Below are 23,981 nucleotides of genomic sequence, written 5' to 3'. Positions count from 1 at the left end.
GAGGCTCCTTCCGGCAGGTTCAACAAAGGAACGGAAGCACCATCAGGGCGTCGGGCTCGAGGCCGGCGCGTTCGCAAACCGCCTGCGCCTTCGCGAGATAGGCCTCGGCCTCGGCCGGGCGCCCAGTGTCGAGATACAACGTTGCCAAACCATCGTAGCAGGGAAAGAGCAGTTGAGGCTCGTCGACCTGCTCGGCCAATTGCAACGCCTCCCGGTACCACGCGAAGGCGCGCGCATGATCGCCATGGCACTGGTGGATCTGGGCCAGCACGATCAGCGGCACCGCGAGGTGATCGAGCAGCCCGAGCCGGCGGTCCAGGCTGGCCGCGGCGTGCGCCGCCGCGATGCCCTCGGCCTCGCACCGATTGGTCAGTGCGCAGTAGGCCACCGCCAGGTTGGCATACAGCCGCGACTGGAAGCCGAGGTCACCGACCTTCTTGGCGGTTTCGAGTCCGCGCAGGCAGGTCTCGATGCTGCGCTGCGGATCGAGCGACGCGTACAGCACGCCCAGGTTGGTGTAGCCGCGGCAGGCCGCCTGCAGAAGGTTGTTGGCTTCGGCCTCGGCGACGCTGCTTTCGATATGCCCCACCGCCTCGACCGGCCGCCCCAGGCGCGCCAGCGCGATGCCGAGCGTGTTGCATGCCTCGGCGCGCACGACGTTGGCCTCACGCGTGCGCCCGGTGGCATCGGCGGGCACCTCGGCCAGCGCGCGCTGCGCCAGCGTCAGGGCGGTGGCGTTGTCGCCGGCACGAAAGGCGAGCCGGCCCATCTCCTGGAACAAGTGCGCGCGTTCGATCGCATCGCCGTCTTCGCCCAGGCGAGCCAGGCCGGCGTTGAAGCAGGCACCCGCGCGCTCGCGCTCGCCGGCCTCCCAGTGCAGGCCGCCGATCTTGCGCAGCAGGCGCGCAGCCCGCACCGGATCGCGCTGCCCTTCGACCGCCCGCTGCACGAGCTCGTAGTGCGCCAGCGCCTCGGCGCGCCGGCCCTGCAGGCCGAACAGGTCGCCGAGCCGCTCGCGCGCGTCGAGCTCCGCGGCCTCGACCTCGGCCGCTGCGGCAGCCGTGTCCACCGATGCCTCGGCCAGAGTGCGCAGCGCGCGCTCGTAGTGGCGGATCGCGTCGTCGTTCGCATAGACCGCGCGCGCCCAGTCGCCGGCGGCCAGCAGGTAGTGCGCGCCACGCGCCTTGTCCGGCGACAGGCTCCAGTGGTGGCCCAGCGCCTCCAGCTCGGCCAGGCGGCGCGGGCCGCGGCCTTCGCCATCGGCCGGGGCCTGCGCATCCGCGCCGAGCTCGGCTTCCAGCGCGCGGCCCGCGCGCTGGTGCAGCTCGGTGCGACGCGCCAGCAGCAGGTTTTGATAGGCCACCTCGTGCAGCAAGGCGTGCGTGAAGCGCCAGCGTTGTTCGCTGGACCCGTCGGCGCGAATCAGGTCGGCCACGGCCAGCCGGTGCAGCGCCGCCTCGGTCGACCTCGGCTCGCTTGCGATGCGCTGCAACAGCGCGCGGTCGAACTCGGCCCCCAGCACGGCCGCTTCCTGCAGCGCCCGGCGGTCCTCGGCGGCCAGCCGGTCGATGCGCGACAGCAGCAGGCCATACAGCGTGGGCGGAACATCCGGCGCGTCGCAATCTGCCGCGCACACCCAGCGCCCTTGCTTGCGCACCAGCAGGCCACGGCCGGCCAGGCTGCGCACGACTTCCTCGACGAACAGCGGGTTGCCGCCGGCGCGGGCCGCGACGAAATCGCGCATCGGCGCCAGGCCGTCGTCGGCAGCAGGGGCTCCGAGCAGATGGTTCACCAGCGAGCGGGCGTCCTCGTCGCCGAGCGGGCCGAGCTCGACCGTCGAGTGCTCGGCGAGCAGGGTGCGCAGCGCGCGCCCATCGGGGCGCTGCGAGACCAGCAGCATCAGGGGCCGGTCCGCCAGCTGGTCGACGACCTCGCGCAGCAGGTCCACCGAGGCCGCGTCGGCCCATTGCAGGTCGTCGATGACGACCATGACCGGCTGCCGCGCCAACCGCCGCTCGAGCAGAGCGCGCGCCGCCAGCGTGATCTGGCGCTGCAGCTGTTCGGGTTCGATGTCGCGGGGGCGGGCCTCTTGAATGCCGAGCAGGTAGTTCAGCACCTGCGCCACTGCATCGGCCTCGTCCGCATCGGCACCCAGGGCCTGCAAACCCTGTTGCAGCTTGCGCCGGGCCGCCTCCAGCGTGTCGGCCTCCTCGACGCGGTAGGCCTCGCGGAACAGCGCGCCGAAGGTGCCGTAGGTCGGCTCTCCGAGCGACGAGCAGGTGGTGCGGCGCACGACCGTCGCGGCGAACCGGCCGTCGCTTTCGAGCCGCGCGAACAGCTCGGCAAGAAGGCGCGACTTGCCCGCGCCGGCCTCCCCGATCACGCTGACGAGCTGGGCCTGGCCGCGCTGCATGCGGTCGCATGCGGCCAGCAGGCACGCGATCGCCGCGTCGCGCCCGACCAGCGGCGCCGCCAGTCCGAGTTCGGCCAGGCCGCGCGCGGAGGCCAGATCCGTGCGCGCGCCGGCCAGGCGGTGAACCCGCATCGGCTGCACCTTGCCGCGCAGCGCCAGCTCGACGGCCGGCTCGAAGGCGAAGCGGTGCCGCACCATGGCCTGCGTCGCCTCCGACACCAGCACCGTGCCCGGCTCGGCGGCCGCGAGCAGCCGCGAGGCGGTGTTCACGGTATCGCCGGTGACCGCGTAGGCGCTGCCGGCGCCCTGCCCCAGGCTGCCGGCCACCACCGCGCCGGTGTGGACGCCGATATGCAGCGTCACGGGTCGCCCGAGGCGCGCCGCCCACTGCCGGCTCAGGCGGTCCACGCGTTGCATCATTTCCTGCGCGGCCTCGAGCGCACGCAGCGGGTCGTCCTCGTGCGCACGCGGCGCGCCGAACACCGCCATCACCGCATCGCCGACGAACTTCTCGACGAAGCCGTCGTAGTGCGCGATGGCCTTCGCCATCGTCTCGAACAGCGCGTTCTGGAAGCTGCGCAGCGTTTCGGGATCGAGCCCTTCGGCCAGCGAGGTGAAGCCCGTCAGATCGGCGAACAGCACGGTGACCTGGCGTCGGTCGCCCTCTTGCTCAGAGTTGTTCTGCGCCGGATGGCGCGCCGCGCCGCAGCGCGGACAGAAGGCGAAATCCGAGTCGCTGACGCAACCGCACGCCGGGCAAAGACAGGTCGTGGCCATTGGAGCCCGATGCTGCGCCACTTCGGGCCATTGCGCCACTGGCAAGCATGCTTGCTGCTAACCTCGACCCATGTTCAATCCCTCCCAAGAGGAAGTGCGTCGTTTCTTCTGCGACGTCTTCGCCAAGAGCCGCCAGGGCCTGCCGATGGAAGCGCTGGAAGTCATCGCCAGCCGCTGGATCGACGAACACCCCGAGTACCACGCCGACCTGGCCGATGCCGATGCCGCGGTGGCGCGGGTCTACGACGGCAAGGACGGGCGCGAGAACCCGTTTCTCCATCTCTCGATGCACCTGTCGATCAGCGAGCAGTGCTCGATCGACCAGCCGCGCGGCATCCGCCAGGCGGTCGAGCTGCTGGCCGCGCGCCGCGACTCGCTGCTCGATGCGCACCACGAGGCGATGGAATGCCTGGGCCGGATGATGTGGGAGAGCCAGCGCGCCGGCCGGCCGCCCGACGGCGAGGCCTATGTGGCCTGCGTTCAGCGGCGCGCCACGCGCGACTGAGCCATACCGGCCTCGCGCAGCAGCGCGATCAGCGCCTGCCGCGCGGCCGAAGGCTCGGCATCGCTGCGCAACAGCAGACCGACCGGCTCTTCGGTGCCGGCGGTGTCGATCGCCAGCCGCACCAGCTGGCCGCTCGCGAGGTCGTCGCGCGCGGCGCCGATGGGCGTGAACCAGACGGCGTCGGAACGGATCAGCAACGCGCGCGCCACCGAGAGATCCAGCGTCTGCGTCACGTGCGCGGGCAGGCGCAGACCCAATCCGGAAAGAAAGCTCTCGGTGTGGTGGCGCGGGATGGTGCCTTCTCCGTAAATGACGAGCGGATGGCGCAGCACCTCCTGCACCGAAGGCGCGCCGCTCGCCAGTGGATGGCCGGCGCGCGCCACCAGCGCCAGCGGCTCCGTGTAGAGCAGCTCGAAGGTGAGCCCCGCCATCAGCTGCGGGTCGCTCATGCGGCCGGCCACCAGGTCCAGCTCGCCCGCGCGCAGGGCATCGAGCAACGGGCCGTTGGCGCCGGTCTGCACCTGCACCTGCAGCGTGGGCAGCCGCTCGCGCAGCGCCGCCAGCGCAGCGGGCAGCAAGGACGGGGCGACGCTCGGCAGCGCGCCGATGCGCAGGCGCTGCGGGCGCGTGCCCGACGCCGGCATCACGGCCTCGGCGCTGGCATCGAGCGCTTCCAGCACGCGCAGCGCATGCGCCAGCAATTGCTCCCCGGCCACAGTGAAGCCCTGGATGCCGCGCCGGCCGGCGCTGCCGCGTTCGACCAGCCGGGCGCCGGCCAGGGTTTCGAGCTCGGCCAGGGTCTTCGATACCGCCGGCTGGCTCAGCGCCAGGCGCTCGGCCGCCCGCGCCAGGTGGCGCTCCTGCGCCACCGCCACCAGGCAGCGCAGGTGCCGCAGCTGGACGCCACGGACGAAGGCTTCGGAACTGGCCGCCATCGAATTACTGTTGGTTATGAAAAATCGCCAAGACGTCAATTTACATCAGCAATGCGCATGAATAGAGTCGGCTTCATCCCCACGATCCCGGAGACAAGCCCATGACCACACTCACGCCGCGCGACTGGCCCAGCCATCCCTCCTACGTTTATTCCGGCTACAAGTCGACCGCGAAGCGCGGGCCGCTGCAGCCGCTGATTCCGCTCAAGGCCTCGCTCGGCGAACTGCGCCAGCCGGTCTACGGCCACAGCAGCATCGGCGAGCTCGACCACGACCTGACGCGCAACGCGCGCAAGAATGGCGAGCCGCTGGGCGAACGCATGATCCTCACCGGCCAGGTGCTCGACGAGCGCCGCCGCCCGGTGCGCAACACGCTGGTCGAGCTGTGGCAGGCCAACGCGGCCGGCCGCTACGTGCACAAGGTCGACCAGCACGACGCGCCGTTGGACCCGAACTTCCTCGGCGCCGGCCGCTGCCTGACCGACAACGAGGGCCGCTACCGCTTCCTCACCATCAAGCCGGGCGCCTACCCCTGGGGCAACCATCCCAATGCATGGCGGCCGCAGCACATCCACCTGTCGCTGTTCGGCGAGCACTTCGCGAGTCGCCTCGTGACGCAGATGTACTTCCCCGGCGATCCGCTGATGCAGTACGACCCCATGATCACCGGCACGCCGGAGAAGGCGCGCAACCGACTGGTCTCGGACTTCAGCCTCGACGTCACGGAGGACGGCTATGCGCTCGGCTACGTGTTCGACATCGTGCTGCGCGGCGCCGACGAAACGCCCTTCGAAACCCGTTGAGCCAGGAGACACGCACCATGATGAGCGCACTCGAAACCAATTTCGGCCAGACCCCTTCGCAGACGGTCGGCCCCTACTTCGCCTACGGCCTCACGGCCACCCAGTACGGCTACGACTTCGACCAGCCTTTCGACGCAGTGCTCGCGCTCGATGGCGCGCGCGGCGAACGCATCCGGATCGAGGGCCGCGTGATCGACGGCGACGGCAAGCCCATCAACGACGCGCTGGTCGAGATCAGCCAGGTCGACGGCACCGGCGCCTATCCGAAGTCGGTCGAGGATGCGCAGGCCATCGGCTTCCGCGCCTTCGGCCGCGCCGGCACGGGCACCGATCCTCAGAACCGCTTCGTCTTCCACACCGTCAAGCCCGGCGCCGAGACGGCGGGCGAAGCGCCGCACATCAACGTGATCGTGCTGATGCGCGGCATGCTGCTGCACGCCTTCACACGCATCTATTTCAGCGATGAGGCGAAAGCCAATGGGGAGGACAAGGTGCTTGCGAGCGTACCGGCCGAGCGCAGGAAGACGCTCGTCGCCGAGCGCAGCGAGACGGGCGGGGCCGTGACCTATCGCTTCGACATCCACATGCAAGGCCCGCAAGAGACCGTCTTCTTCGATGTATGAACGACGGCTGACAACAAAAAGGCCCGAGAGGCTGGACAAAAACAAAGCCCGCTTGAAAGCGGGCTTTGTCCTTCTGTGGTGTGCGCTTCTTATTTGGCCCGGTGGATGCGCGATTCCGGCACCGTCTTCAATTCGCCCGGCAGCGAGCTGATGTAGCTGGCCAGGTCCTTGAGTTCGGCATTGCTGAACTTCTTGGCCTGGCCGCTCATCACGCCGTTGGAGCGGCCGATCTGCAGGTTCTTGTCGACCTTGTAGGACCTCAGCGCCACGTAGAGGTAGTCGGCATGCTGACCCGCCAGCTTGGCCACCGTGCCGTCGTTCGGGGTGTTGAAGTTGACGCCGTGGCACTTGGTGCAGGCGTTGTCCTTGTCGCGCGAGATGAGGGCCTGCACGCGTTCGCTCGGCTGCTTGACGGCGGTGGCCGGCGGCGCGTCGCCTTCCTGCACGCCGAGCTGGCTGTAATAGGCGGCGAGGTCGGCGACGTCCTGCTCGCTCAGCGTGTCGGCGATGGCGCGCATGGTCGGGTGCTTGCGGTCGCCGCCCTTGTAGGCTGTGAGCGCCGAGGCGATGTAGGTGGCGCTCTGGCCCGCGATCATCGGGACCTTGTGGATCTCAGGGAAGCTGGCCTGGTAGCCGATGATGCCGTGGCAGCCCACGCACATCGCCACTTTCTTCGAGCCGTTTTCGGCATTGCCCGTGATCTTCTGAGCTTGGGCCGAGACCGTCACGCAAGCGACAGCGAAGGCAAACATCGTGGTCAACAACTTGTTCATTTTGCGCGCACAATCTCGTGGAGATACAGATTTCAGATCAACTTTTGATTATATGCGGGGGCCCTCTGCGGTCCCATGCGTGAAGCACCGGGCGTTGCGCGTCGCAGTTGAATGATGTGTCATTTCATCCACCCTGCTCCACGCCACTCATGAAATTCAAGGGTTCCGACAACTACGTCGCCACACAGGATCTGATGCTCGCGGTCAACGCCGCCATCACGCTCAAGCGCCCGCTGCTCGTCAAGGGCGAACCCGGTACCGGCAAGACGATGCTCGCGGAAGAAGTGGCGCAGGCACTCGACCTGCCGCTGCTCCAGTGGCACATCAAGTCGACCACCAAGGCCCAGCAGGGCCTCTACGAATACGACGCGGTGAGCCGGCTGCGCGATTCGCAGCTCGGCGACGCACGCGTGAAGGATATCCACAACTACATCGTCAAGGGTGTGCTGTGGCAGGCCTTCACCTCCGACGAGCCAGTGGCGCTGCTGATCGACGAGATCGACAAGGCCGACATCGAATTCCCGAACGACCTGCTGCGCGAGATCGACCGCATGGAGTTCTACTGCTACGAGACGCGCGAGCTGATCCGCGCCAAGCACCGGCCGGTGGTCTTCATCACCTCCAACAACGAGAAGGAGCTGCCCGACGCCTTCCTGCGCCGCTGCTTCTTCCACTACATCAAGTTCCCCGATGCCGACACGATGAAGAGCATCGTCGCGGTGCATTTCCCCGGCCTCAAGCAGGAGTTGCTGGCCTCGGCCATGAAGACCTTCTACGACGTGCGCAACCTGCCGGGCCTGAAGAAGAAGCCTTCGACTTCCGAGCTGCTCGACTGGCTCAAGCTGCTGGTGGCCGAAGACATTCCGCTCGAGGCGCTGCAGAGCAAGGACGACAAGGTCGCGGTGCCGCCGTTGGTGGGCGCGCTGCTCAAGAACGAGCAGGACGTGACGCTGTTCGAGAAGCTCGTCTTCATGCAACGCCACAACCGATGAGCGAAGGCCGCCAACCCACCCGCCAGTTGCTGCTGCTTGGCGTGGCACAGGCGGTCATGTTCGTCGTTGGCGCGCTCCTGGGCCGCTGGCTCGGCCTCGCGCTCGGCTTCGACGCCCTGGGCAACGGCGGCTACAGCAACAGCGCCATTGCCGGCATCCTGCTGATCGGCCTCGGCGGCGGTGGCGGCGTGCAGATCGCACGCGCCTGGTACATGCGCAAATACGGCTCTCCGAGGAGTTGACGATGGGGTTTGTCGAGCCAGTCACGCTCAGCTCGCGCGGCATCGCGCTGGTGCCGCTCGCGCTGGCGCACGAAGAAGGCCTGCGCGCCGCAGCGGCCGACGGCGAGCTGTGGAAGATCCGCGTCACCTCGGTGCCCGAGCCGCAGGACACGCGCGGCTACATCGAGAGCGCACTGCAGATGCGCGAGGCCGGCAACCGCTTCGCCTTCGCGGTGACCGACGAAGCGAGCGGCACCGTGCTCGGCTCGACGAGCTATCACGACATCCTGCCCGCGGTGAAGCGCGTCGAGATCGGGTACACGTGGTACGCCAAGCGCTGCCAGCGCACGCACGTCAACACCACCTGCAAGCTGCTGATGATGACGCACGCCTTCGATACCCTCGGCTGCCACGTGGTCGGCTGGCGCACGGACAATTTCAATCACGCGTCGCAGCGCGCCATCGAACGCCTCGGCGCCAGGAAGGACGGCGTGATCCGCGGCCATGCCCTACGCCGCGACGGCACGATCCGCGATACGGTGATGTACAGCCTGCGATCGGGCGAGTGGCCCGAGGTGCGCGCCCAGTTGCTCTATCTGCTGGACAAGCCGCGTCCCGAACCCAAGGAGTGATGCGCCATGCTGATCGACTTCTTCTACACCCTGCGCTCGGCCAAGCTGCCGGTCTCGGTCAAGGAATACCTGACGCTGCTCGAAGCGCTGCAGGCCGACGTGGTGGGCCCGAACTCCGACGATGCCTTCGGCCTCGACGACTTCTACTACCTCTCGCGCACTGCGCTGGTGAAGGACGAGAAGCACTACGACAAGTTCGACCGCGCCTTCGCCGCCTACTTCAAGGGCGTGGAGATCGTGACCGACTTCACCAAGGAAGTGCCGCTCGACTGGCTGCGCAAGACGCTGGAGCGCGAGTTCACGGCCGAGGAGAAAGCCAAGATCGAGAAGATGGGCTGGGACGAGCTCATGGAAACGCTCAAGAAGCGCTTCGAGGAGCAGAAGGAACGCCACGAAGGCGGCAGCAAGTGGATCGGCACCGGCGGCACCTCGCCCTTCGGCCACGGCGGCTACAACCCGCAGGGCGTCCGCATCGGCGGCGCGGGCAAGAACAAGAGCGCGGTCAAGGTGTGGGACCAGCGCGCCTACAAGGACTACGACGACAGCCAGGAACTCGGCACGCGCAACATCAAGATCGCGCTCAGGCGGCTGCGCAAGTTCGCGCGCGAGGGCCACGAGGACGAGCTGGACCTCGACGACACGATCCGCTCGACGGCGGCCAACGCCGGCTACCTCGACATCAAGATGCGGCCCGAGCGCCACAACAACGTCAAGGTGCTGTTGCTGATGGACGTGGGCGGCACGATGGACGAGCACATCCAGCGCGTCGAAGAGCTGTTCTCGGCCGTCAAGACCGAGTTCAAGCACCTCGAGTTCTATTACTTCCACAACTGCGTCTACGACTTCATGTGGAAGAACAACCGGCGCCGCTTCTCCGAGAAGTTCGCGACCTGGGACATCATTCGCAAGTACAACAAGGACTACAAGCTGGTCTTCGTCGGCGACGCCACCATGAGCCCCTACGAGATCCTGCAGCCGGGCGGCAGCGTCGAATACAACAACGAGGAAGCCGGCGCCGAGTGGATCCAGCGCCTGACCCACGCCTTCCCGAAGTTCGCATGGATCAACCCGGAGCCGCAGGGCGTGTGGCAATACCGGCAAAGCATTGCCGTGATGCAACAACTCGTGTCGCATCGCATGTATCCGCTTACTCTCAAGGGCCTCGAAGAGGCCATGCGACTGCTGTCAAAATAGCCCCCGCATGCAGCAAGCACGCGGCGGGATAGGCCATCCGTAGAGCCGCAAACGCGTAAAAAAGTTGTCACAACGTTGAGACCTCAGGTTACAGTTAACACCTAAGGATTCAAATAAGGCGTTTTGTTGACGCTGCGTCCGCAGGAGGTGTGCCATGTCTGCCGTGCTTTCTTTTCCGCTGGACTCCCCGGTACTCGAGCAGCCTTTGGCCGGCGCATTGCTGGAAGCGCGATTCCAGCCACCGGCCGATTTCATCAGCATCCGCGGCATGCGCCTGCCACGTGCCGAGCTCGTCGACCGCTCCCTTTTTGCACCCGAGCAGCGCGAACGCCTGCACCAGAAGTTGCTGGCCGCCTCGCCGTTCCCGCACCTGGTTCTCGAGAACATCTTCCACCCGACCCTGCTGGAGCTCGTGGCCGAAGAGTTCGACATGCTTCCCGACGGCGGCTGGGCCGACATCAAGACCCAGTACGAATCGACGCGCCGCTCGGTGCTCGGCGTGGCGCTGGGCCCGGCCTCGCAGCTGTACTTCGACATCATCAATTCGGGCTGGTTCATCGACTGGCTGTCGTCGCTCAGCGGCGTCGATTACCTGCTGCCCGATCCCAAGCTGTTCGGCGGCGGGCTGCACGAAAGCAGGACCGGCGCAACCTTCGCCGTGCACCGCGACTTCAACCGTCACCGGCATCTGGGGCTGAAGAACGAGATGGTCTTCATCACCTACCTCAACAAGGGATGGGACCCGGCCTGGGGTTCCGGGCTCGAACTCTGGGACAAGAAGCAGGACCGCTGCGTGACCACCGTGCAGCCCGAGTTCGGCCGCACCATCGTGCTGCCGCACGGCCCCGCGAGCTACCACGGCCACACCAAGCCGCTGCAGGCGCCGGACGGCCGGCCGCGCCGTTCGGTCGCCGCCTACTACTACACCAGCCCGCTCGCCGGCAAGCAGCACGGGGACGAATCGGCCTCGGTCTTCATGAAGACGCACCGCGTCGACCGCGTCAAGGCGCTGGCCCGCATGCTGACGCCGCCTGTGGTCTGGCTGCTGGCGCGAAAGGTCAGCGGGCGCGCCTGAAAAAGGAGCCCCGCGCTCCCCCGCCCGTCGAGGGCGCCCTCTGCGCATGCTGTCAAAATGGCTGCATGCTCAGGGTGGTTCGCTCTCTCGCGCCGGCGTGGATGCCGGCGTTCTTTTGTGCAGGCACCCTTCTGTTGCAAGGGTGCAGCCTGCTGCCGAAGAGCGAGCCGGCGGAAACGCAAACTGCCGCGAGCCCGGTAACCAGCAGCGACAGGCCGGCATCGCAGCGCGACGCGTTCACGGTGGAGGTGAAGGCGCCCGACACGGTGCGCGACTACCTCGTGCGCAATCTCGAAATCCAGCGCTACCGCCAGCTCGACGATCTCGGCGCGGCCGAACTCTCGCGCCTGATGGTGGCCGCCGAAGGAAACGCACGCGAGCTGCTCGGCACCCTCGGCTACTTCACGCCCACGCTCACGCTGGAACTGCGCGAGACGCCTGAAGCCAAGGCGCCGCGCGAGGTGACGATCACGGTCGAGCCCGGCGAACTCACGCGCGTCGCCAACGTGCAGATCGGCTTCGGCGGGCCGATCGAGAGCGACGCCGCGGCCGAGACCCAGCGCGACACGATCCGCACCGACTGGCCGCTGCGCGCCGGCCAACCCTTCACCCAGCTGGCCTGGGACAACGCCAAGGCCGCCACGCTGCGCAGTCTGACGGCCAAGCGTTTCCCCACCGGCAGCATCAGCGCGAGCCGCGCCGAAATCGACGCCGACCGCAGCGAGGCCAAGCTCAGCCTCAACTACCAGTCCGGCCCGGCCTACCGCTTCGGCCCGCTGGACGTGCGCGGCAGCGAGCGCTACGACGCCGACGGCACGCGCCGGATCGCGCGCATACCCACCGGCAGCGACTACGACCAGCAGAAGCTGCTCGATGCGCAGCAGCGCCTCGCGAGCAGCGGCTACTACGACTCCGTCTTCCTGACCCTCGACACCGACGGCACCAACCCGCTGTGGGCGCCGGTCATCGCCCAATTGCGCGAAGCGCCGCTGCAGAAGGTGGTGCTGGGCGTCGGCTTCACCACCGACAGCGGGCCGCGGCTTTCGATCGACCACATCCACAACCGCATGCCGCTGCTCGGCTGGCGCGCCGTCTCCAAGCTCTCGGTGGACCGCGAAACCAAGTCGCTGGGCACCGAGTGGAACGCGATCCCCGACGACAAGGGGTGGCGCTTGTTCGGCTCGGGTCTGCTGAAGAACGAAACCTCCGGCAGCTACAAGGTCGACAGCGGCCGGCTGCGCGGCGGACGCAGCAAAGCCGGCGACCACATCGACTTCAACTACTTCCTGCAGTACGACTACACGCAGAACCGCGGCATCGCCGCACCGCCGTCGGCCTCGGCGCTGAGCGTCAACTGGGGCTGGACCGGCCGCTACTTCGACAACGCAGGCGCACCGACGCGCGGCCACGGCCTGGCGCTGGAGCTCGGCCTCGGCTACACGCTGACCGGCGAGCACCTGCCCTTCACGCGCGTCTACGGGCGCTGGCTCGGCATCGTGCCGCTCGGCACCGTGAAGAGCGACGACGGGACTCAGGCCCGCAGCGGCCGCATCCAGCTGCGCGCCGAGGCCGGCGCCCTGGTGGCCCAAGATCGCGCGCAGATCCCCTCCACGCTGATGTACCTGACCGGCGGCGACACCACGGTGCGCGGCTACAGCTACCGCCAGATCGGCACCGTGCGCAGCGACGGCCAGATCGTCGCCGGCCGCTACCTCGGGGTCGCCAGCGTCGAATGGCAGCGCCCCTTCGTCTATCGCGGAAAGATGACCGAATGGGAGAGCACGGTGTTCGTCGATGCCGGTGCCGTGGCCGACAAGCCCGGCGAACTCAAGGCCAAGGTCGGCGTCGGCGTGGGCGCGCGCTGGCGCAGCCCGGTGGGACCGGTGCAGGCCGACCTGGCCTACGGCGTGGACACGAAGAGATTCAGGCTGCACCTGCGGCTGGGCTTCACCTTCTGAAATGCAGGAACAGACGCAGTCCCCCGCCCCGTCGCCGAAGCGCTCGCTCGGCCGCCGTGCGCTGCGCGCACTGGCCTGGAGCCTCCTCGGCCTGGTCGTGCTGGTGGCGGGGCTCACGGCCGGCGCCTGGTGGTGGCTGGGCTCGAACGAATCGCTGGCCTTCGCACTCGCGCGCGCCGCGCTCTACCTGCCCGCGGGCCAGACACTGGAAAGCCGCGAAGTCACGGGCTCGCTGCGCGCGGGCGGGCGCATCGGCTGGCTGCGCTGGCAGAGCGAAGCGCTGGCGGTGGAAGTGCACGAGGCGAAGATCGGCTGGCAGTTGGCGCCGCTGCTGAAGCGCAAGGTGCAGCTCGGCGAAGTGCATGCGGCGCAGCTGCTCATCGAGCGTCGCGGCCCGGTCGACGACAAGCCGCTCGAGCCCCTGGAGCAGATCGTGCTGCCGGTCGAGGTCGAGCTGCCCTTCCGCATCGACGAACTGCGCTGGGTCGGCCCGCCCGCGCTGCAGGCCACCCAGCTGGCCGGCAGCTACCGCTATGCCGGCGCCGAGCATCAACTCGAGGTGAGCGGCGTGGACATCGCCGACGGCCACTACAGCGCGCGCGTCAAGCTGCAGGGTCCGGCGCCGATGGCAATCGATGCCGCGCTCGACGGCCGGGTGCGCGCCCCGCTGGCCGAGGACCGCGGCATCGACGTGCTGGCCCAGGCGACGGTGAAAGGCACGCTCGCCGGCGCCGATGCGCGGCTCGCGGTGGCGGCGCAACTGAAGCCGGCCGAAGACAGCACGGCGGCGCCGATGCAGGCGCAGCTCGACGCCCACATCGCGCCCTGGCTGCCGCAGCCCGTGATCGACGCCAAGGCCGATCTGCAGAACGTCGACTTGGCCCGCCTGTGGCCCGAGGCGCCGGCCACGCTGCTGAGCGGCAAGGTCGAGGCCGGCCCCGACGCGGGCAGCTCAGGCGCCGCCACGGTCTGGCAGGCCAGCGCCGACATCCGCAACGCCGAGCCCGGCCCCTGGGACACCGGCAAGCTGCCCGTCGAGCGGATCGAGGCGCGCGCCAGCTTCGACGGCACGACCTGGACCCTGCCCCAGGCGACCGTGCGCGCCGGCGGCGGCCGCATCGAGGCCGAGGGCCGCTGGAGCCCCGCACCCGCGCCGTGGCAAGCGCGCGCGAAGGTGCGCAGCGTGCGTCCCGGCGCGCTGCATACCGAGCTTGCCGGCGCACCGGTGAGCGGCAGCATCAATGCCGAGCAGCGCGGCGAAGCGCTGATATTCGACGTGGCGCTGCAGGCCGAGGGCGGCGCCGGCAGCAAGGCGATGGAAGGCCTGCGCCTCGACCGCGCGCTGGCGCGCGGCCAGTGGCAGGCGCAGGCGCAGGTGCTGGAGCTGCGCGCGCTGCGCATCGAGGCATCGAACGCCAGCGTCGAAGGCAAGCTGCAGGCGCGCGTCGCAGACCAGGCCGCGAGCGGCGACTTGAAGCTTGCGATGCCGGGCGGCGGCGCCCAGGTGCAAGGCCGCATCGCGCCGGCCAGCGGCGGCGGCGAGATCAAGGCCCAGGTCGACGATGCGGCCGCGCTGCAGGCCTGGGTCGAGCGCCTGCCCGGGCTCTCGGCCGTGTTCGCAGGCATGACGGCGCAAGGCAGCGCGCGGCTCGATGCCAGTTGGCAAGGCGGCTGGCAAGCCGTGCAGCGGCGCCTGCAGAACGCCAGCGAACCGGCGCCGCGCGGCTCGGCCGAGCCCACGCTGAAAGCCAACCTGTCCGTGCCGCGCCTGGACCTGCGTCTGGCGCCGCCCGCCAACGGGCCCGCGACCACCGTGCTGCTGCGCGAGCTGCGCGCCGAACTCGCCGGCAGCCTGGCGCAGGCCACGCTGGACTTGAAGGGCGAGGCCCGCAGAGGCACGCAGAAGTTCACGCTCGACACGCGCGCCAGCGGCGGCCTGGAGCGGGCGAAGCAGTGGCGCGTCGCGGTCGCCAGCTTGCGCGCGCAGATGCAGGACAGCGCCGCCGCCAGCACCGGCCCCTGGACCGTGGAGCTGAGCCGCACCGTCAGCGCCACGCTGCGCAGCGGCACGGCTGACCGCCTCGACGTGGAGGCCTCCGCCGCGGCCGCCACGCTGCGCGGACCGGCGCCCGGCACCGTGCGCATCGAGTGGGAACCCCTGCGCTACAGCCACCGCGGCGGCGCCTCCAACCGCGCCTTCCGCCTGCAATCGAAGGGCCGCCTGCAGGGCCTGCCGATGGCCTGGGCCGAGGCGCTGGGCGGTGGCGCCGCGCTGGCCGAGGTCGGCATCAGCGGCGACCTGCTGTTCAACGGCGACTGGGACATCGATGCCGGCGATGCGCTGCGCGCGCGCGCCCGGCTCAGGCGCGAAAGCGGCGACATCCGCGTGCAGGCCGGCGAGGCCGCGCTGGTCACGCGCATCACGAGCCGCGGCACCGGCAGCGCGAGCGAACGCAGCATGAACGCGGCCGGCGACGGCCCGAGCACGCCGGCCGGCCTGCGCCAGGCCGAGCTGCGGCTCGATGCCGAGGGCGATACCGTGCGCGCCGGCCTGGCCTGGGACAGCGAGCGCGCCGGCCAGATCAACGCCGAAGCCAGCACGCGCGTGCAGCAGCGCGCGGGCGGCTGGCAATGGGCGGCCGATGCGCCGCTGGCCGGCCGCGTGACGGCGCGCCTGCCCAATCTCGGCGTCTGGTCGATGCTGGCGCCGCCGGGCTGGCGCGTGGCCGGCACACTGGAGGCCGACGCCGCACTCTCTGGCAATCGCGCGCTGCCGCGCTGGAACGGCACGCTCGGCGCCGACAAGCTCGCGCTGCGCGCGCTGGTCGAGGGGCTGGACCTGCGCGACGGGCGCCTGCGCGCGACGCTCACCGGCGAGCGCATCGAGATCACCGAGTTCACGCTCAAGGGCGGCACCGGCAGCAGCGCGCGCATCCCGGGCCAGAGCGGCAACCTCAGCACTGCGGCCAGCGAGGCCGCGAGCGATGGCGGCACGCTCTCGGCGCGCGGCGAGCTCAGCTGGGGCGCGGCGCCGGCCGCCGGCACCGGCATCCGCATGGCCATGCAGGCCCAGCTGCGCGCGCTGCGCATGCTGGTGCGCAGCGACCGCCAGGTCACGCTCTCGGGCGACCTGCAAGCGCGGCTCGACGGCGGCCAGTTCAGCGTGCGCGGCAACCTCAAGACCGACCGCGCCGTCGTCATCCTGCCCGACGAGACCGCGCCCGGCCTCGGCAGCGACGTGGTGGTGCGCTCGGCCGCCAAGGACCGCGAGGCCGCCGAAGCCACCCGGCGCCAGGCGGTGCGCGACGATGCGCAGGTGGCCAAGGCGCAGACCGCGAAGCCGCCCGACATCGCGGTCAACTTCGATCTCGGCAATGATTTCGCGGTGCAGGGGCGCGGCCTCACCACGCGGCTGGAGGGCAAGCTCGACATCCGCAGCACCGCGTTGAACGCGCCGCCGCGCATCACGGGCGAGGTCAGGACCGTCAAGGGCCAGTACCGCGCCTACGGCCAGCGGCTGGACGTGGAAACCGGCGTGGCGCGCTTCAACGGCCCCTTCGACAATCCGGCACTCGACATCCTCGCGATCCGGCCCAACATCTCGCAGCGCGCCGGCGTCCAGATCAGCGGCACCGCACAGACGCCACGCGTGCGGCTGTATTCCGAGCCCACGCTGTCGGACGCGGAGACGCTGTCGTGGGTGGTGCTGGGCCGCGCCTCGGCCACCAGCGGCGGCGAATCGGTGCTGCTGCAGCAGGCCGCGCTGGCCTTGCTGGGCGGGCTCGGCAAGGGCGGCACCGGCGGCGGGCTCGCGAGCCGCTTCGGCCTCGACGAAATCGGCTTCAAGGGCCCGGGCAGCGGCGGCGACCTGCGCGAATCGGCCGTCACGGTGGGCAAGCGCATCTCCCAGGATTTCTACGTCACCTACGAGCGCAGCCTCTCGGGCACCCTCGGCTCGCTGTTCATCTTCTACGACCTGACCCGCCGCCTGACCCTGCGCGGCCAGGCCGGCCAGCAGAGCGGGATCGACCTGATCTACACGGTGAAGTACGACTGAACTGGTAAAGTCGCCATCGCCTTCGTCCTCGTAGTTCAATGGATAGAACGGGGTCCTCCTAAGACTCAGATACAGGTTCGATTCCTGTCGAGGGCACCAGTAAGTTGTTGATTTGATTGATATCGTTTGACGGCCGGGACAAGCGCGGGGCGACGCCCCGCGTGCAAGTGAAGCTGAGTCGCTTGGTCTGATGCCCTCGCAGTTCGGGGCCACGCAAGCCTACGAAGCGTGCGCATGCGGGTGGCCGGCAGGCGTGCTTTTTTATGCCCGCGCGTTGGAATTCGCGACAGCCGCCGGCATCGAGGAACCGCCCGTCAAGGGCGGGCGCCGAAGCAACCTCTACCAGCGCCGACTGACTGTCAGTTCCAAGCGTAGGGCGGCAAACTTAAACCGGGCTTAGGAAGCCGCCTACCAATTCTCCAAGGGCGGTCGAGCCACTGGGGAGCACGTGAACTTCCTTTTTAAGGTCATTCACCTGTGGAAGCCATCGCGGCTGCGACCTAATATTCGATCATGGAACCAAATCGAGACCCCGCCGAGGTTTTCGAAGAGCTGGCTGTGATGGCTGGCCTCCTGAAGGCTGGTGAACCGGTCCCGCCCGCTGTGCGGACCTTTGCTGAATGTGTAGTCACCGAGTGCGCTGCGCTCGGCGATGGCTATGGCACCGAAGATGGGACCGCAGGGGACCAGATACGGGCCAGCTTTCTTGAGTAGCGACCCTCGTCTGTACGAGGCTATGGGGCGCCTTCACCAAGCTTCAGGACGGCCTTGAGCGGTCCTGACGGCCGGGGGAAACTGGCACGCCGGATCGGCCAGGCGCTCGCCGCTGAGGTCTACTCAGTGCTGCGCCCACAGGGGCCGGGGGAGATATGCCATGTCCCTTTTCTTTGCAGCCGCCGAAGCCTTGATCGCCGACTATCTGAACGGACGCACCTTGCCGGAGGCCGTGCACAAGGCTGTAGTGCTTGCGGCCCGAACACGACTGCTCCACGGGGAGGAGCCCGTCCTTGACGAGGCGCTGTGCAGTGACATTGACCGCGAGGCGAATGAACCGATTCCGTCATCGGCTAAGGGAATCCGAGCGGGTCTCTAACCGGCCCGAAGGCTGTCGAGGGGCACTTGCCGACTAGGCAGAGCGGTGGTGGCGAATGTCCAGCCAATCCAGCAGCGTCGTGATGGTCAGGCCGGCGAATGACGCAACTTCCAAGACCAGCGCCACAACGACAGCCAGCAGCTGCGGGTCGGGCAGATCGAACTCGAGGAGATCCAAGAGTGAACGCTCTGGCGGAGGGGCTATGGGCGGAGGTGGAAAGACAATCTCAACCCCGACCAAGCTGGACAGCGAGATCGTCGCCAGCAGGAACATCCAGGCAAACAACCGTTGAAGTCTCTTGCACATCTCTGCTGGTGACCCCATGTCGCTTTGTCCTTTCCAACCCCAGTTCGGCCGTATCGCCTCATCCGACAAGGGCGCGCTGGCTATTGCATCCGAGAGTACGCCTTAAGTATTCATGGCTCCATAGGCGCTTTGTCATGACGCACATGGCTGCAATGCACCGGGGCACCGCGGAGGCGACAGCAGCGGCTGCCAGAATTCGCCCATGACCGCCCACCCCGCAGCACACGACCTCGCCGTCCTCATCGGCCGCTTCCAGCCCTTCCACAACGCCCACCAGGCCCTGCTGAAGAAGGCGCTCGAAGCGGCACCGCGCGTGGCGGTGGTGATCGGCTCCGCCTTCCAGGCGCGTTCGCCGAAGAACCCCTTCAGCTGGCAGGAGCGCGCGGAGATGATCCGCCTTGCACTGCCGGGGGCCGACCGCGAGCGCGTGCTCTTCGTGCCGATGCGTGACCACTTCGACGACGAGCGCTGGTTCGCCGAGGTGCGGCAGGAGATCGATGCGGCGCTCTCCGCGCAAGGTGCATCCCTGCCCTCGTCGACCGTGCTGATCGGCCACGTCAAGGACGCCACGCGCGACTACCTCCACGGCTTCGAAGGCTGGACGCTGCAAGCGGTGGAGCGCGTTCACACCGCGAGTGCGAACGCGGTGCGCGCCGCGATCTTCGGCAACGCGAAGGACGCGCCGCAAACGCTGGCCCGCGCCGTGCCGGCGAGCACTCTCGCCTTCCTGCGCGCATGGATGGCCGCGCCGCTGTTCGGCCAGCTTGCGCAGGAGTGGGAGATCCTCCGACAGCACGACGAGTCATGGGCCGCATCGCCTTACCCGGTGGTGCTGGTCACGGTCGATTGCGTCGTGAAATGCCGCGACCACGCGCTGCTGATCCGCCGCGGCCATGCGCCGGGCAAGGGCCTGGCCGCGGTGCCGGGCGGCTTTCTCGAACAGCGCGAGACCACGCTGCAGTCCGCGCTGCGCGAACTCGAGGAAGAAACGCACCTCGATCTTCCGGCCGCCACGCTGCTCGCCTGCCTGGCCAGCACCGAGGTCTTCGACCGCCCCGATCGCAGCCAGCGCGGCCGCACCATCACCCACGGGCATTTCTTCGATCTGGGCGATCGCGAGCTGCCGGCGGTGCGCGCGGACGACGACGCCGAGGCCGTCGAGTGGGTGCCGATCGGCGAACTGTGCGCGCGCGAAGAGCAGTTCCTGGACGACCACTTCCAGATGCTCGATCACTTCCTCGGGCTGCTGCCCCGGCCGGCCGCGCTGGCCTGAGCCTTCTTCGCTTCAGGCGAGCGCTTCGGCCGCGAGCGGCGTGCTCGCGCGCCCGCGCTGCAGGGCTTCGATCTGCTCGGCCAGGTAGAGCGCATCGCGCGCCACGCCGGAGAAACGACCCGAGCCCCAGGTGTGCAGCCACGGCAGCCCGAGGAAATAGAGCCCGGCCTGCTGCGTCACGCCGCGCAGGTGCATCGGCTCGCCGCGCCCGTTGAACACCGGCGCATCGACCCAGGCGAAGTCGGGCAGGAAGCCGATGCACCACAGCACGCTCGTGATGCCCGACGCGCGCAGGCTCAGCGTGGCCCGTTCCTCGGCGGGCTCCCACACCGGCACGTAAGGAACGCCCGGCGGCGCATCGATGCCGTTGCCGGCGATGAACTTGTCGATCGACGCATTGATGCTGTTGAAGACCTGGTCCGCATGATCCAGGTGCTCGCGCAGGTTGGGCTGGAACTGCAGCAGGTCGCCGTCGAGCCCGGTCAACAGGCCGTAGAGCTCCATGCCCTCCAGCGCGAAGCGGCGCAGGTCGATGTCACGCCCGCCGTCGCGGCCGGTCACGTAGTGGTTGGTGTTGTCGCGCACGCCTTCGCGCAGCGGATGCTCGGTGACCGGCATGTCGTAGTAGTTCATGTCGGCCAGCCAGTCGACCACGTCCTTGCCGCGGTAGAAGCGCGCGCAGCGCGGCGCATTGCCGGTGGCCAGGAACACCTTGCGGCCGGCGAGGTGCAGGTCTTCGGCGATCTGCGCGCCCGACTGCCCGCAACCCACCACCAGCACCGCGCCCTCGGGCAGCTGCGCCGGATTGCGGTACTGCGCCGAGTGGTACTGCACCACCGACGAGGGCAGGCGCTCGGCCATGCGCGGCACCACCGGCTTGTGGTAGCCGCCGGAGGCCACCACCACCTGGTCGGCGGTGAAGCGGCCGGCGCTGGTCTCGACCGTGAAGCGATCCGCCTCGCCGGCGCGCGAGACCTTGTCGACGCTCACGCCTTCGAGCGCGGGCGCCTGCACCTGCTCGACGAAGCCGGCCAGCCAGGCATTGAGCTCGTCCTTGACCATGAAGCCGTGCGGATCGCTGCCGGTGTAGGACCAGCCGGGCAGATTGCACTGCCAGTTGGGCGTGACCAGGCAGAAGGAATCCCAGCGCTGCGTGCGCCAGGTGTGGACCAGGCTGCGCTTCTCGATCACCAGGTGGTCGATGGCGCGCTGCTGCAGGCAGTGACTCATCGCGAGGCCGGCCTGGCCGCCGCCGACGATGATGATGCTGTAGTGGGTGCTTGAAGTGGTGGGCATGTGGGGCATCTCGAAAAGGAGGCGAAGAGAGGTCAATCGAAGGCGATCACGGTGACCTGCACATCGGGCTCGTCGCCGAAGCGCAGGGCGATGGCCTCGATCTCGGCCAGCTGGTCCATCGCCTGCGAACAGGCGAAGCCGTACTTGGCGCGCACCCGCTCGGAAGCGATGACCAGCGCCTCGCGCACGCGGGCCACGAAATCGCCGAGCGCGTAGCGCTGGCCGGGGATCAGGTAGTCCTGCACCACGAGCGAAGGCGAATAGCAGCGCGTCTCGCTCTGGTCGGGCCAGCGCACGTTGAAATGCATGACGGGCATGGTGTTTCTCCCTTCAACGGCGTCGGTAGAGCGCGACATGGCGCTCGGCGCTCGTGGCCCAACTGAAACGGCGGGCAAGACGTTCCGAGGACCGGGCAATCCAATCGGGTGATGCACTGTCCAATGCGGCCGCGATCGCGCGGGCGATGGATTCCGGGTCGAGGGGATCGGCCCAGCTGCAGTCCTCCGCGTCCAGATACTCGGTGAAGGGCGCGATGCGCGAGACCACGACCGGCACGCCGCTGGCCAGCGCCTCGAGCACGACCAGGCCGAAGCCTTCGCGCACCGAGGGCATCGCCACCGCGTCGGCCAGCCGGTAGAGGCCGGGCATCTCGGCATCGGCCAGCGGGCCGGTGATCAGGAGCGGCTGAAGAGGGCCGGTCGGCAGCTCGGCGGCCCGCACCAGCGCGGCGAAGTCGTGCGCGTACTTCGCGTGGTCCAGCAGGCTCGCGCCGCCGGCCACCACGAGCTGGAGATCGGGCCGCGTGGCGCGCAGCCGGATGAAGGCCTGCAGCAGGCGCAGCGTATTCTTGCGTTTCTCGACGCCGCCCACGGCGAGCAGCACCGGCGCATCCGTGCGAATGCCGAGCCTGCGCGCCAGCGCTGCATCGCCCGCTTCGGGCACGGGCGTGAAGCGCCGGGTGTCGATGCCGTTCCATACCTCCGATGCGTCGATGCCGTGCTGCTTCGACAGCACCTCGTGCCACTGGCGGCTCAGGCAGAACACCTGGCTGGCTTCGGTGACCGAGCGCTGCTGCCAGCGCATCAGCTGCGCGTCAGCGAAATCGTCGAGATGGTGGACGGTGCGCACGAAGCCGTCGATCAGTCCGCGTTCGCGCAGGGTGGCCAGCGCGTTGCCGCCGATGCCGTCGTGGCAGTGCAGCACGTCGAAGCGGGTGTGCTGCAGCAAGGCCGAGAGGTGCGAGACATAGGCCTCGATGCGCTGGCCGACCATCTCCACCATGTTGCGCGACGCGCCGGCGACCGGCACCAGTTCGGTGGCGCAACGCACGGGCCGGAAGAAGTTCTGGCCCGGTGCGGCCGGCGCCATCACAGTGACCTGGTGGCCGGCATCGTGCAGGGCATGGGCGAGCTCGATCGTGTGCACCACGCCGCCGCGCGGGTTGACCGAATGCGTGAGCAGGCCGATCTTCAGCGGCGCCTGCGTGCGGCCTTCGTCACGCATGGAGCACCTGCGCATCGGCAGCCTCGCAGATGAAGGCGTCGCGGTTCAGGTCCCAGAACAGTTCGCGCTCGGCGCCCTGCTTGAGCACCAGCGTGCGCGTGTCGTTGACGTCGCCCACCACGGCACAGGCGAGGTCGCGCGCGGCAAAGCGGGCCAGCACGCCGGCAAGCTTCTCGGGGCGCACGCTGAGGATGAAGCCGTAGCTGGGGAAGGAGCTCAGCCAGCGCAGCAGGGGCACGCCGGCCGGACGCGGCATAGCGTCCAGGTCGATCACTGCGCCGGTCTGCGAGCATTCGAGCAGCATCAGCGCCGTGCCCACGGCACCGGCCATGCTGATGTCCTTGGCGGCATCGCAAAGGCCCGCTTCCGCCAGCTGCGGCAGCAGCTCCAGATCGCCGCGCAGCCGCGCGGCCGGGGCGCGGGTCGATGCGTTCCAGTAGGGGAAGGGCTCCTCGTAGGCGCCGCGCAGATCGACGGCCATCACGAGCTGGTCGCCGGGGCGCGCGGAGAAGCTGGTCAGCAGCTTCCGCGCGCGGCCCAGGATCGCCACCGCCAATTGCGGGCGCGTGCTGCGATTGTTGCTGTGGCCGCCGACGATCGGCACCGCGTATTTCGCCGAGGCCTCGGCCATGCCCTTGAGCATCTGGTCCGCCGGGTCCATGCCGGCGCTCCAGAGCGCATCGACGACAGCCGTCGGCCGGCCGCCCATCGCGTAGATGTCGCTCACGTTGACCATCACCGCGCAGTAGCCCGCGAACCAGGGCATGCGTTCGATGAAGTCCTCGACCAGGCCTTCGATGGCGAAGAGCAGATAGCCGCCCTGGCCGTCGGGAATGGCCGCGCAGTCGTCGCCCAGCGGCACCACCTGCGACAGGTCGGCAGCGCCGCCCGGCAGCGCCTGGCCGAGCGCCGACACGATATCGGAGATATCGCGCTTGTGCGCGAAGCCGCGGCTCGCGCGCAGCTCGGCAACGATCTCGGCCAGGCTTGTCATGCGGTGCCCTTGCGACGCGACACGAAACCGCTCACGGCATCGTGGCAAGGCGGATAGAAGTCCAGCTCCGCCTGCATCTCGGTGTGCGGCCGTCCGTGGATGGCCAGTTCGCCGAGCGAGCGCCAGTGCAGCTTGTGGAAGAGCGCCACGTTCTGCGACTGCACATGCGCCAGAAAAGTCTCGCAGCCCTGCGCATGCGCGCGCGACACGGCCAGCCGGATCAGCGTCGCGCCCAGGTGCCCCTGGCTGCGGAACGAGGGATGCACCGCCAGCCGCGAGCCCCACCAGAGGCCCGGCGCCGCTTCGTGGATGCGCACCGTGCCCACCACCTGGTCGGGCATGCCGCCGAGGCAGGACATGGCCACCAGCAGCTGGGCCTGCGCATCGATCGCATCGCGGTCGTCGCCGGCGAAGATGCCTTGCTCGATGCAGAAGACGGCGCGGCGCAAGGCATGCGCCTCGTCGCGCTCCCAGGCCTGCGCGGCCTCGCGCACGAGGAACTCGACCGGCGCGTACTGCAAGGCCGGTTCGACGACGTCATCGAGGATGCAGGGCATG

21 protein-coding genes and 1 tRNA gene are annotated in these 23,981 nt (G+C 68.9%); 13 read left to right on the top strand and 9 right to left on the bottom strand.

What is annotated here, in order from left to right; translation table 11 throughout:
- Positions 1–19: 19 nt before the first annotated feature.
- Positions 20–3,190: an adenylate/guanylate cyclase domain-containing protein gene (locus BLS74_RS23650; protein ID WP_093109589.1), complete on the bottom strand. Its 3,171-nt coding sequence runs from the start codon at positions 3,188–3,190 to the stop codon at positions 20–22.
- Positions 3,191–3,260: 70 nt separating this feature from the next.
- Here BLS74_RS23650 and BLS74_RS23645 point away from each other — a divergent pair, with 70 nt between their 5' ends.
- Positions 3,261–3,695: a DUF1841 family protein gene (locus BLS74_RS23645; RefSeq protein ID WP_093109588.1), complete on the top strand. Its 435-nt coding sequence runs from the start codon at positions 3,261–3,263 to the stop codon at positions 3,693–3,695.
- On the opposite strand, the gene BLS74_RS23640 is transcribed toward BLS74_RS23645, so the two are convergent.
- Entirely contained in the window at positions 3,671–4,630 is a 960-nt protein-coding gene (locus BLS74_RS23640) for a LysR substrate-binding domain-containing protein (protein WP_093109587.1), read from the bottom strand. The genes BLS74_RS23645 and BLS74_RS23640 overlap by 25 nt on opposite strands.
- Before the next feature lie 101 nt (positions 4,631–4,731).
- On the opposite strand from BLS74_RS23640, the gene pcaH reads away from it, so the two are divergent.
- Both pcaH and pcaG read left to right on the top strand, forming a co-directional pair.
- The gene (gene pcaH / locus BLS74_RS23635) at positions 4,732–5,433 is read left to right on the top strand and encodes a protocatechuate 3,4-dioxygenase subunit beta (RefSeq protein ID WP_093109586.1); all 702 of its coding nucleotides are present in this window, start codon (positions 4,732–4,734) and stop codon (positions 5,431–5,433) included.
- 17 nt (positions 5,434–5,450) lie between these two features.
- Entirely contained in the window at positions 5,451–6,056 is a 606-nt protein-coding gene (gene pcaG / locus BLS74_RS23630) for a protocatechuate 3,4-dioxygenase subunit alpha (protein WP_093109585.1), read from the top strand.
- Positions 6,057–6,145: 89 nt separating this feature from the next.
- Here pcaG and BLS74_RS23625 read toward each other — a convergent pair whose 3' ends face one another.
- Positions 6,146–6,829 (bottom strand): c-type cytochrome, encoded by a 684-nt coding sequence (locus BLS74_RS23625; protein ID WP_093109584.1) that lies wholly within the window; start codon positions 6,827–6,829, stop codon positions 6,146–6,148.
- Positions 6,830–6,978: 149 nt separating this feature from the next.
- Between BLS74_RS23625 and BLS74_RS23620 the strand changes: the two genes are divergently transcribed.
- The 9 genes from BLS74_RS23620 (at position 6,979) to BLS74_RS23580 (ending at position 18,051) form a co-directional block, all read left to right on the top strand.
- Positions 6,979–7,821, top strand: a complete 843-nt coding sequence (locus BLS74_RS23620; RefSeq protein WP_093109583.1) for an AAA family ATPase — start codon at positions 6,979–6,981, stop codon at positions 7,819–7,821.
- Positions 7,818–8,063, top strand: coding sequence for a hypothetical protein (locus BLS74_RS23615; protein WP_093109582.1), 246 nt, complete (start codon positions 7,818–7,820; stop codon positions 8,061–8,063). Before BLS74_RS23620 ends, BLS74_RS23615 begins: the two co-directional genes overlap by 4 nt.
- A gap of 2 nt (positions 8,064–8,065) precedes the next feature.
- Positions 8,066–8,674 (top strand): GNAT family N-acetyltransferase, encoded by a 609-nt coding sequence (locus BLS74_RS23610; RefSeq protein ID WP_093109581.1) that lies wholly within the window; start codon positions 8,066–8,068, stop codon positions 8,672–8,674.
- Between the two features lie 6 nt (positions 8,675–8,680).
- Positions 8,681–9,868: a vWA domain-containing protein gene (locus BLS74_RS23605; RefSeq protein ID WP_093109580.1), complete on the top strand. Its 1,188-nt coding sequence runs from the start codon at positions 8,681–8,683 to the stop codon at positions 9,866–9,868.
- Between the two features lie 154 nt (positions 9,869–10,022).
- Complete coding sequence (locus BLS74_RS23600) at positions 10,023–10,943, top strand: 2OG-Fe(II) oxygenase (protein ID WP_093109579.1); 921 nt, start codon at positions 10,023–10,025, stop codon at positions 10,941–10,943.
- Positions 10,944–11,008: 65 nt separating this feature from the next.
- Positions 11,009–12,901 (top strand): autotransporter assembly complex protein TamA, encoded by a 1,893-nt coding sequence (locus BLS74_RS23595; RefSeq protein ID WP_093109578.1) that lies wholly within the window; start codon positions 11,009–11,011, stop codon positions 12,899–12,901.
- A gap of 1 nt (position 12,902) precedes the next feature.
- Complete coding sequence (locus tag BLS74_RS23590) at positions 12,903–16,958, top strand: translocation/assembly module TamB domain-containing protein (RefSeq protein ID WP_093109577.1); 4,056 nt, start codon at positions 12,903–12,905, stop codon at positions 16,956–16,958.
- Positions 16,959–16,982: 24 nt separating this feature from the next.
- A tRNA-Arg gene (locus BLS74_RS23585) sits at positions 16,983–17,057 on the top strand.
- A 775-nt stretch (positions 17,058–17,832) separates the two neighbouring features.
- Complete coding sequence (locus tag BLS74_RS23580; RefSeq protein WP_093109576.1) at positions 17,833–18,051, top strand: hypothetical protein; 219 nt, start codon at positions 17,833–17,835, stop codon at positions 18,049–18,051.
- 33 nt (positions 18,052–18,084) lie between these two features.
- Here the strand turns inward: BLS74_RS23580 and BLS74_RS23575 are convergent, their stop codons facing one another.
- Complete coding sequence (locus BLS74_RS23575) at positions 18,085–18,375, bottom strand: hypothetical protein (RefSeq protein WP_139191731.1); 291 nt, start codon at positions 18,373–18,375, stop codon at positions 18,085–18,087.
- 184 nt (positions 18,376–18,559) lie between these two features.
- On the opposite strand from BLS74_RS23575, the gene BLS74_RS23570 reads away from it, so the two are divergent.
- A complete protein-coding gene (locus BLS74_RS23570) occupies positions 18,560–19,630 on the top strand; it encodes an NUDIX domain-containing protein (protein WP_093109574.1) in 1,071 nt (356 codons plus the stop codon).
- A 12-nt stretch (positions 19,631–19,642) separates the two neighbouring features.
- Here BLS74_RS23570 and BLS74_RS23565 read toward each other — a convergent pair whose 3' ends face one another.
- Genes BLS74_RS23565 through BLS74_RS23545 form a run of 5 tightly spaced genes read right to left on the bottom strand, consistent with a single transcriptional unit; the run spans position 19,643 to position 23,980 of the window.
- Positions 19,643–20,935, bottom strand: a complete 1,293-nt coding sequence (locus tag BLS74_RS23565; RefSeq protein ID WP_170855689.1) for an MSMEG_0569 family flavin-dependent oxidoreductase — start codon at positions 20,933–20,935, stop codon at positions 19,643–19,645.
- Positions 20,936–20,958: 23 nt separating this feature from the next.
- The gene (locus tag BLS74_RS23560) at positions 20,959–21,243 is read right to left on the bottom strand and encodes an MSMEG_0570 family nitrogen starvation response protein (RefSeq protein ID WP_093109572.1); all 285 of its coding nucleotides are present in this window, start codon (positions 21,241–21,243) and stop codon (positions 20,959–20,961) included.
- Positions 21,244–21,256: 13 nt separating this feature from the next.
- On the bottom strand, positions 21,257–22,429 hold the full coding sequence (locus BLS74_RS23555) for an MSMEG_0565 family glycosyltransferase (protein WP_093109571.1): 1,173 nt from the start codon (positions 22,427–22,429) through the stop codon (positions 21,257–21,259).
- Positions 22,422–23,423 (bottom strand): sll0787 family AIR synthase-like protein, encoded by a 1,002-nt coding sequence (locus tag BLS74_RS23550; RefSeq protein ID WP_093109570.1) that lies wholly within the window; start codon positions 23,421–23,423, stop codon positions 22,422–22,424. Before BLS74_RS23550 ends, BLS74_RS23555 begins: the two co-directional genes overlap by 8 nt.
- Entirely contained in the window at positions 23,420–23,980 is a 561-nt protein-coding gene (locus tag BLS74_RS23545; RefSeq protein WP_093109569.1) for an MSMEG_0567/Sll0786 family nitrogen starvation N-acetyltransferase, read from the bottom strand. The genes BLS74_RS23550 and BLS74_RS23545 overlap by 4 nt, the downstream gene beginning before the upstream one ends.
- Between the last annotated feature and the right edge of the window lies 1 nt (position 23,981).

Origin of the sequence: Variovorax sp. CF079, assembly GCF_900101545.1 — a bacterium.
In the GTDB taxonomy this organism is placed as follows: domain Bacteria; phylum Pseudomonadota; class Gammaproteobacteria; order Burkholderiales; family Burkholderiaceae_C; genus Variovorax.
Note: the sequence above shows the minus strand (reverse complement) of the source record. Positions and strands in the feature narration are given on the sequence as shown.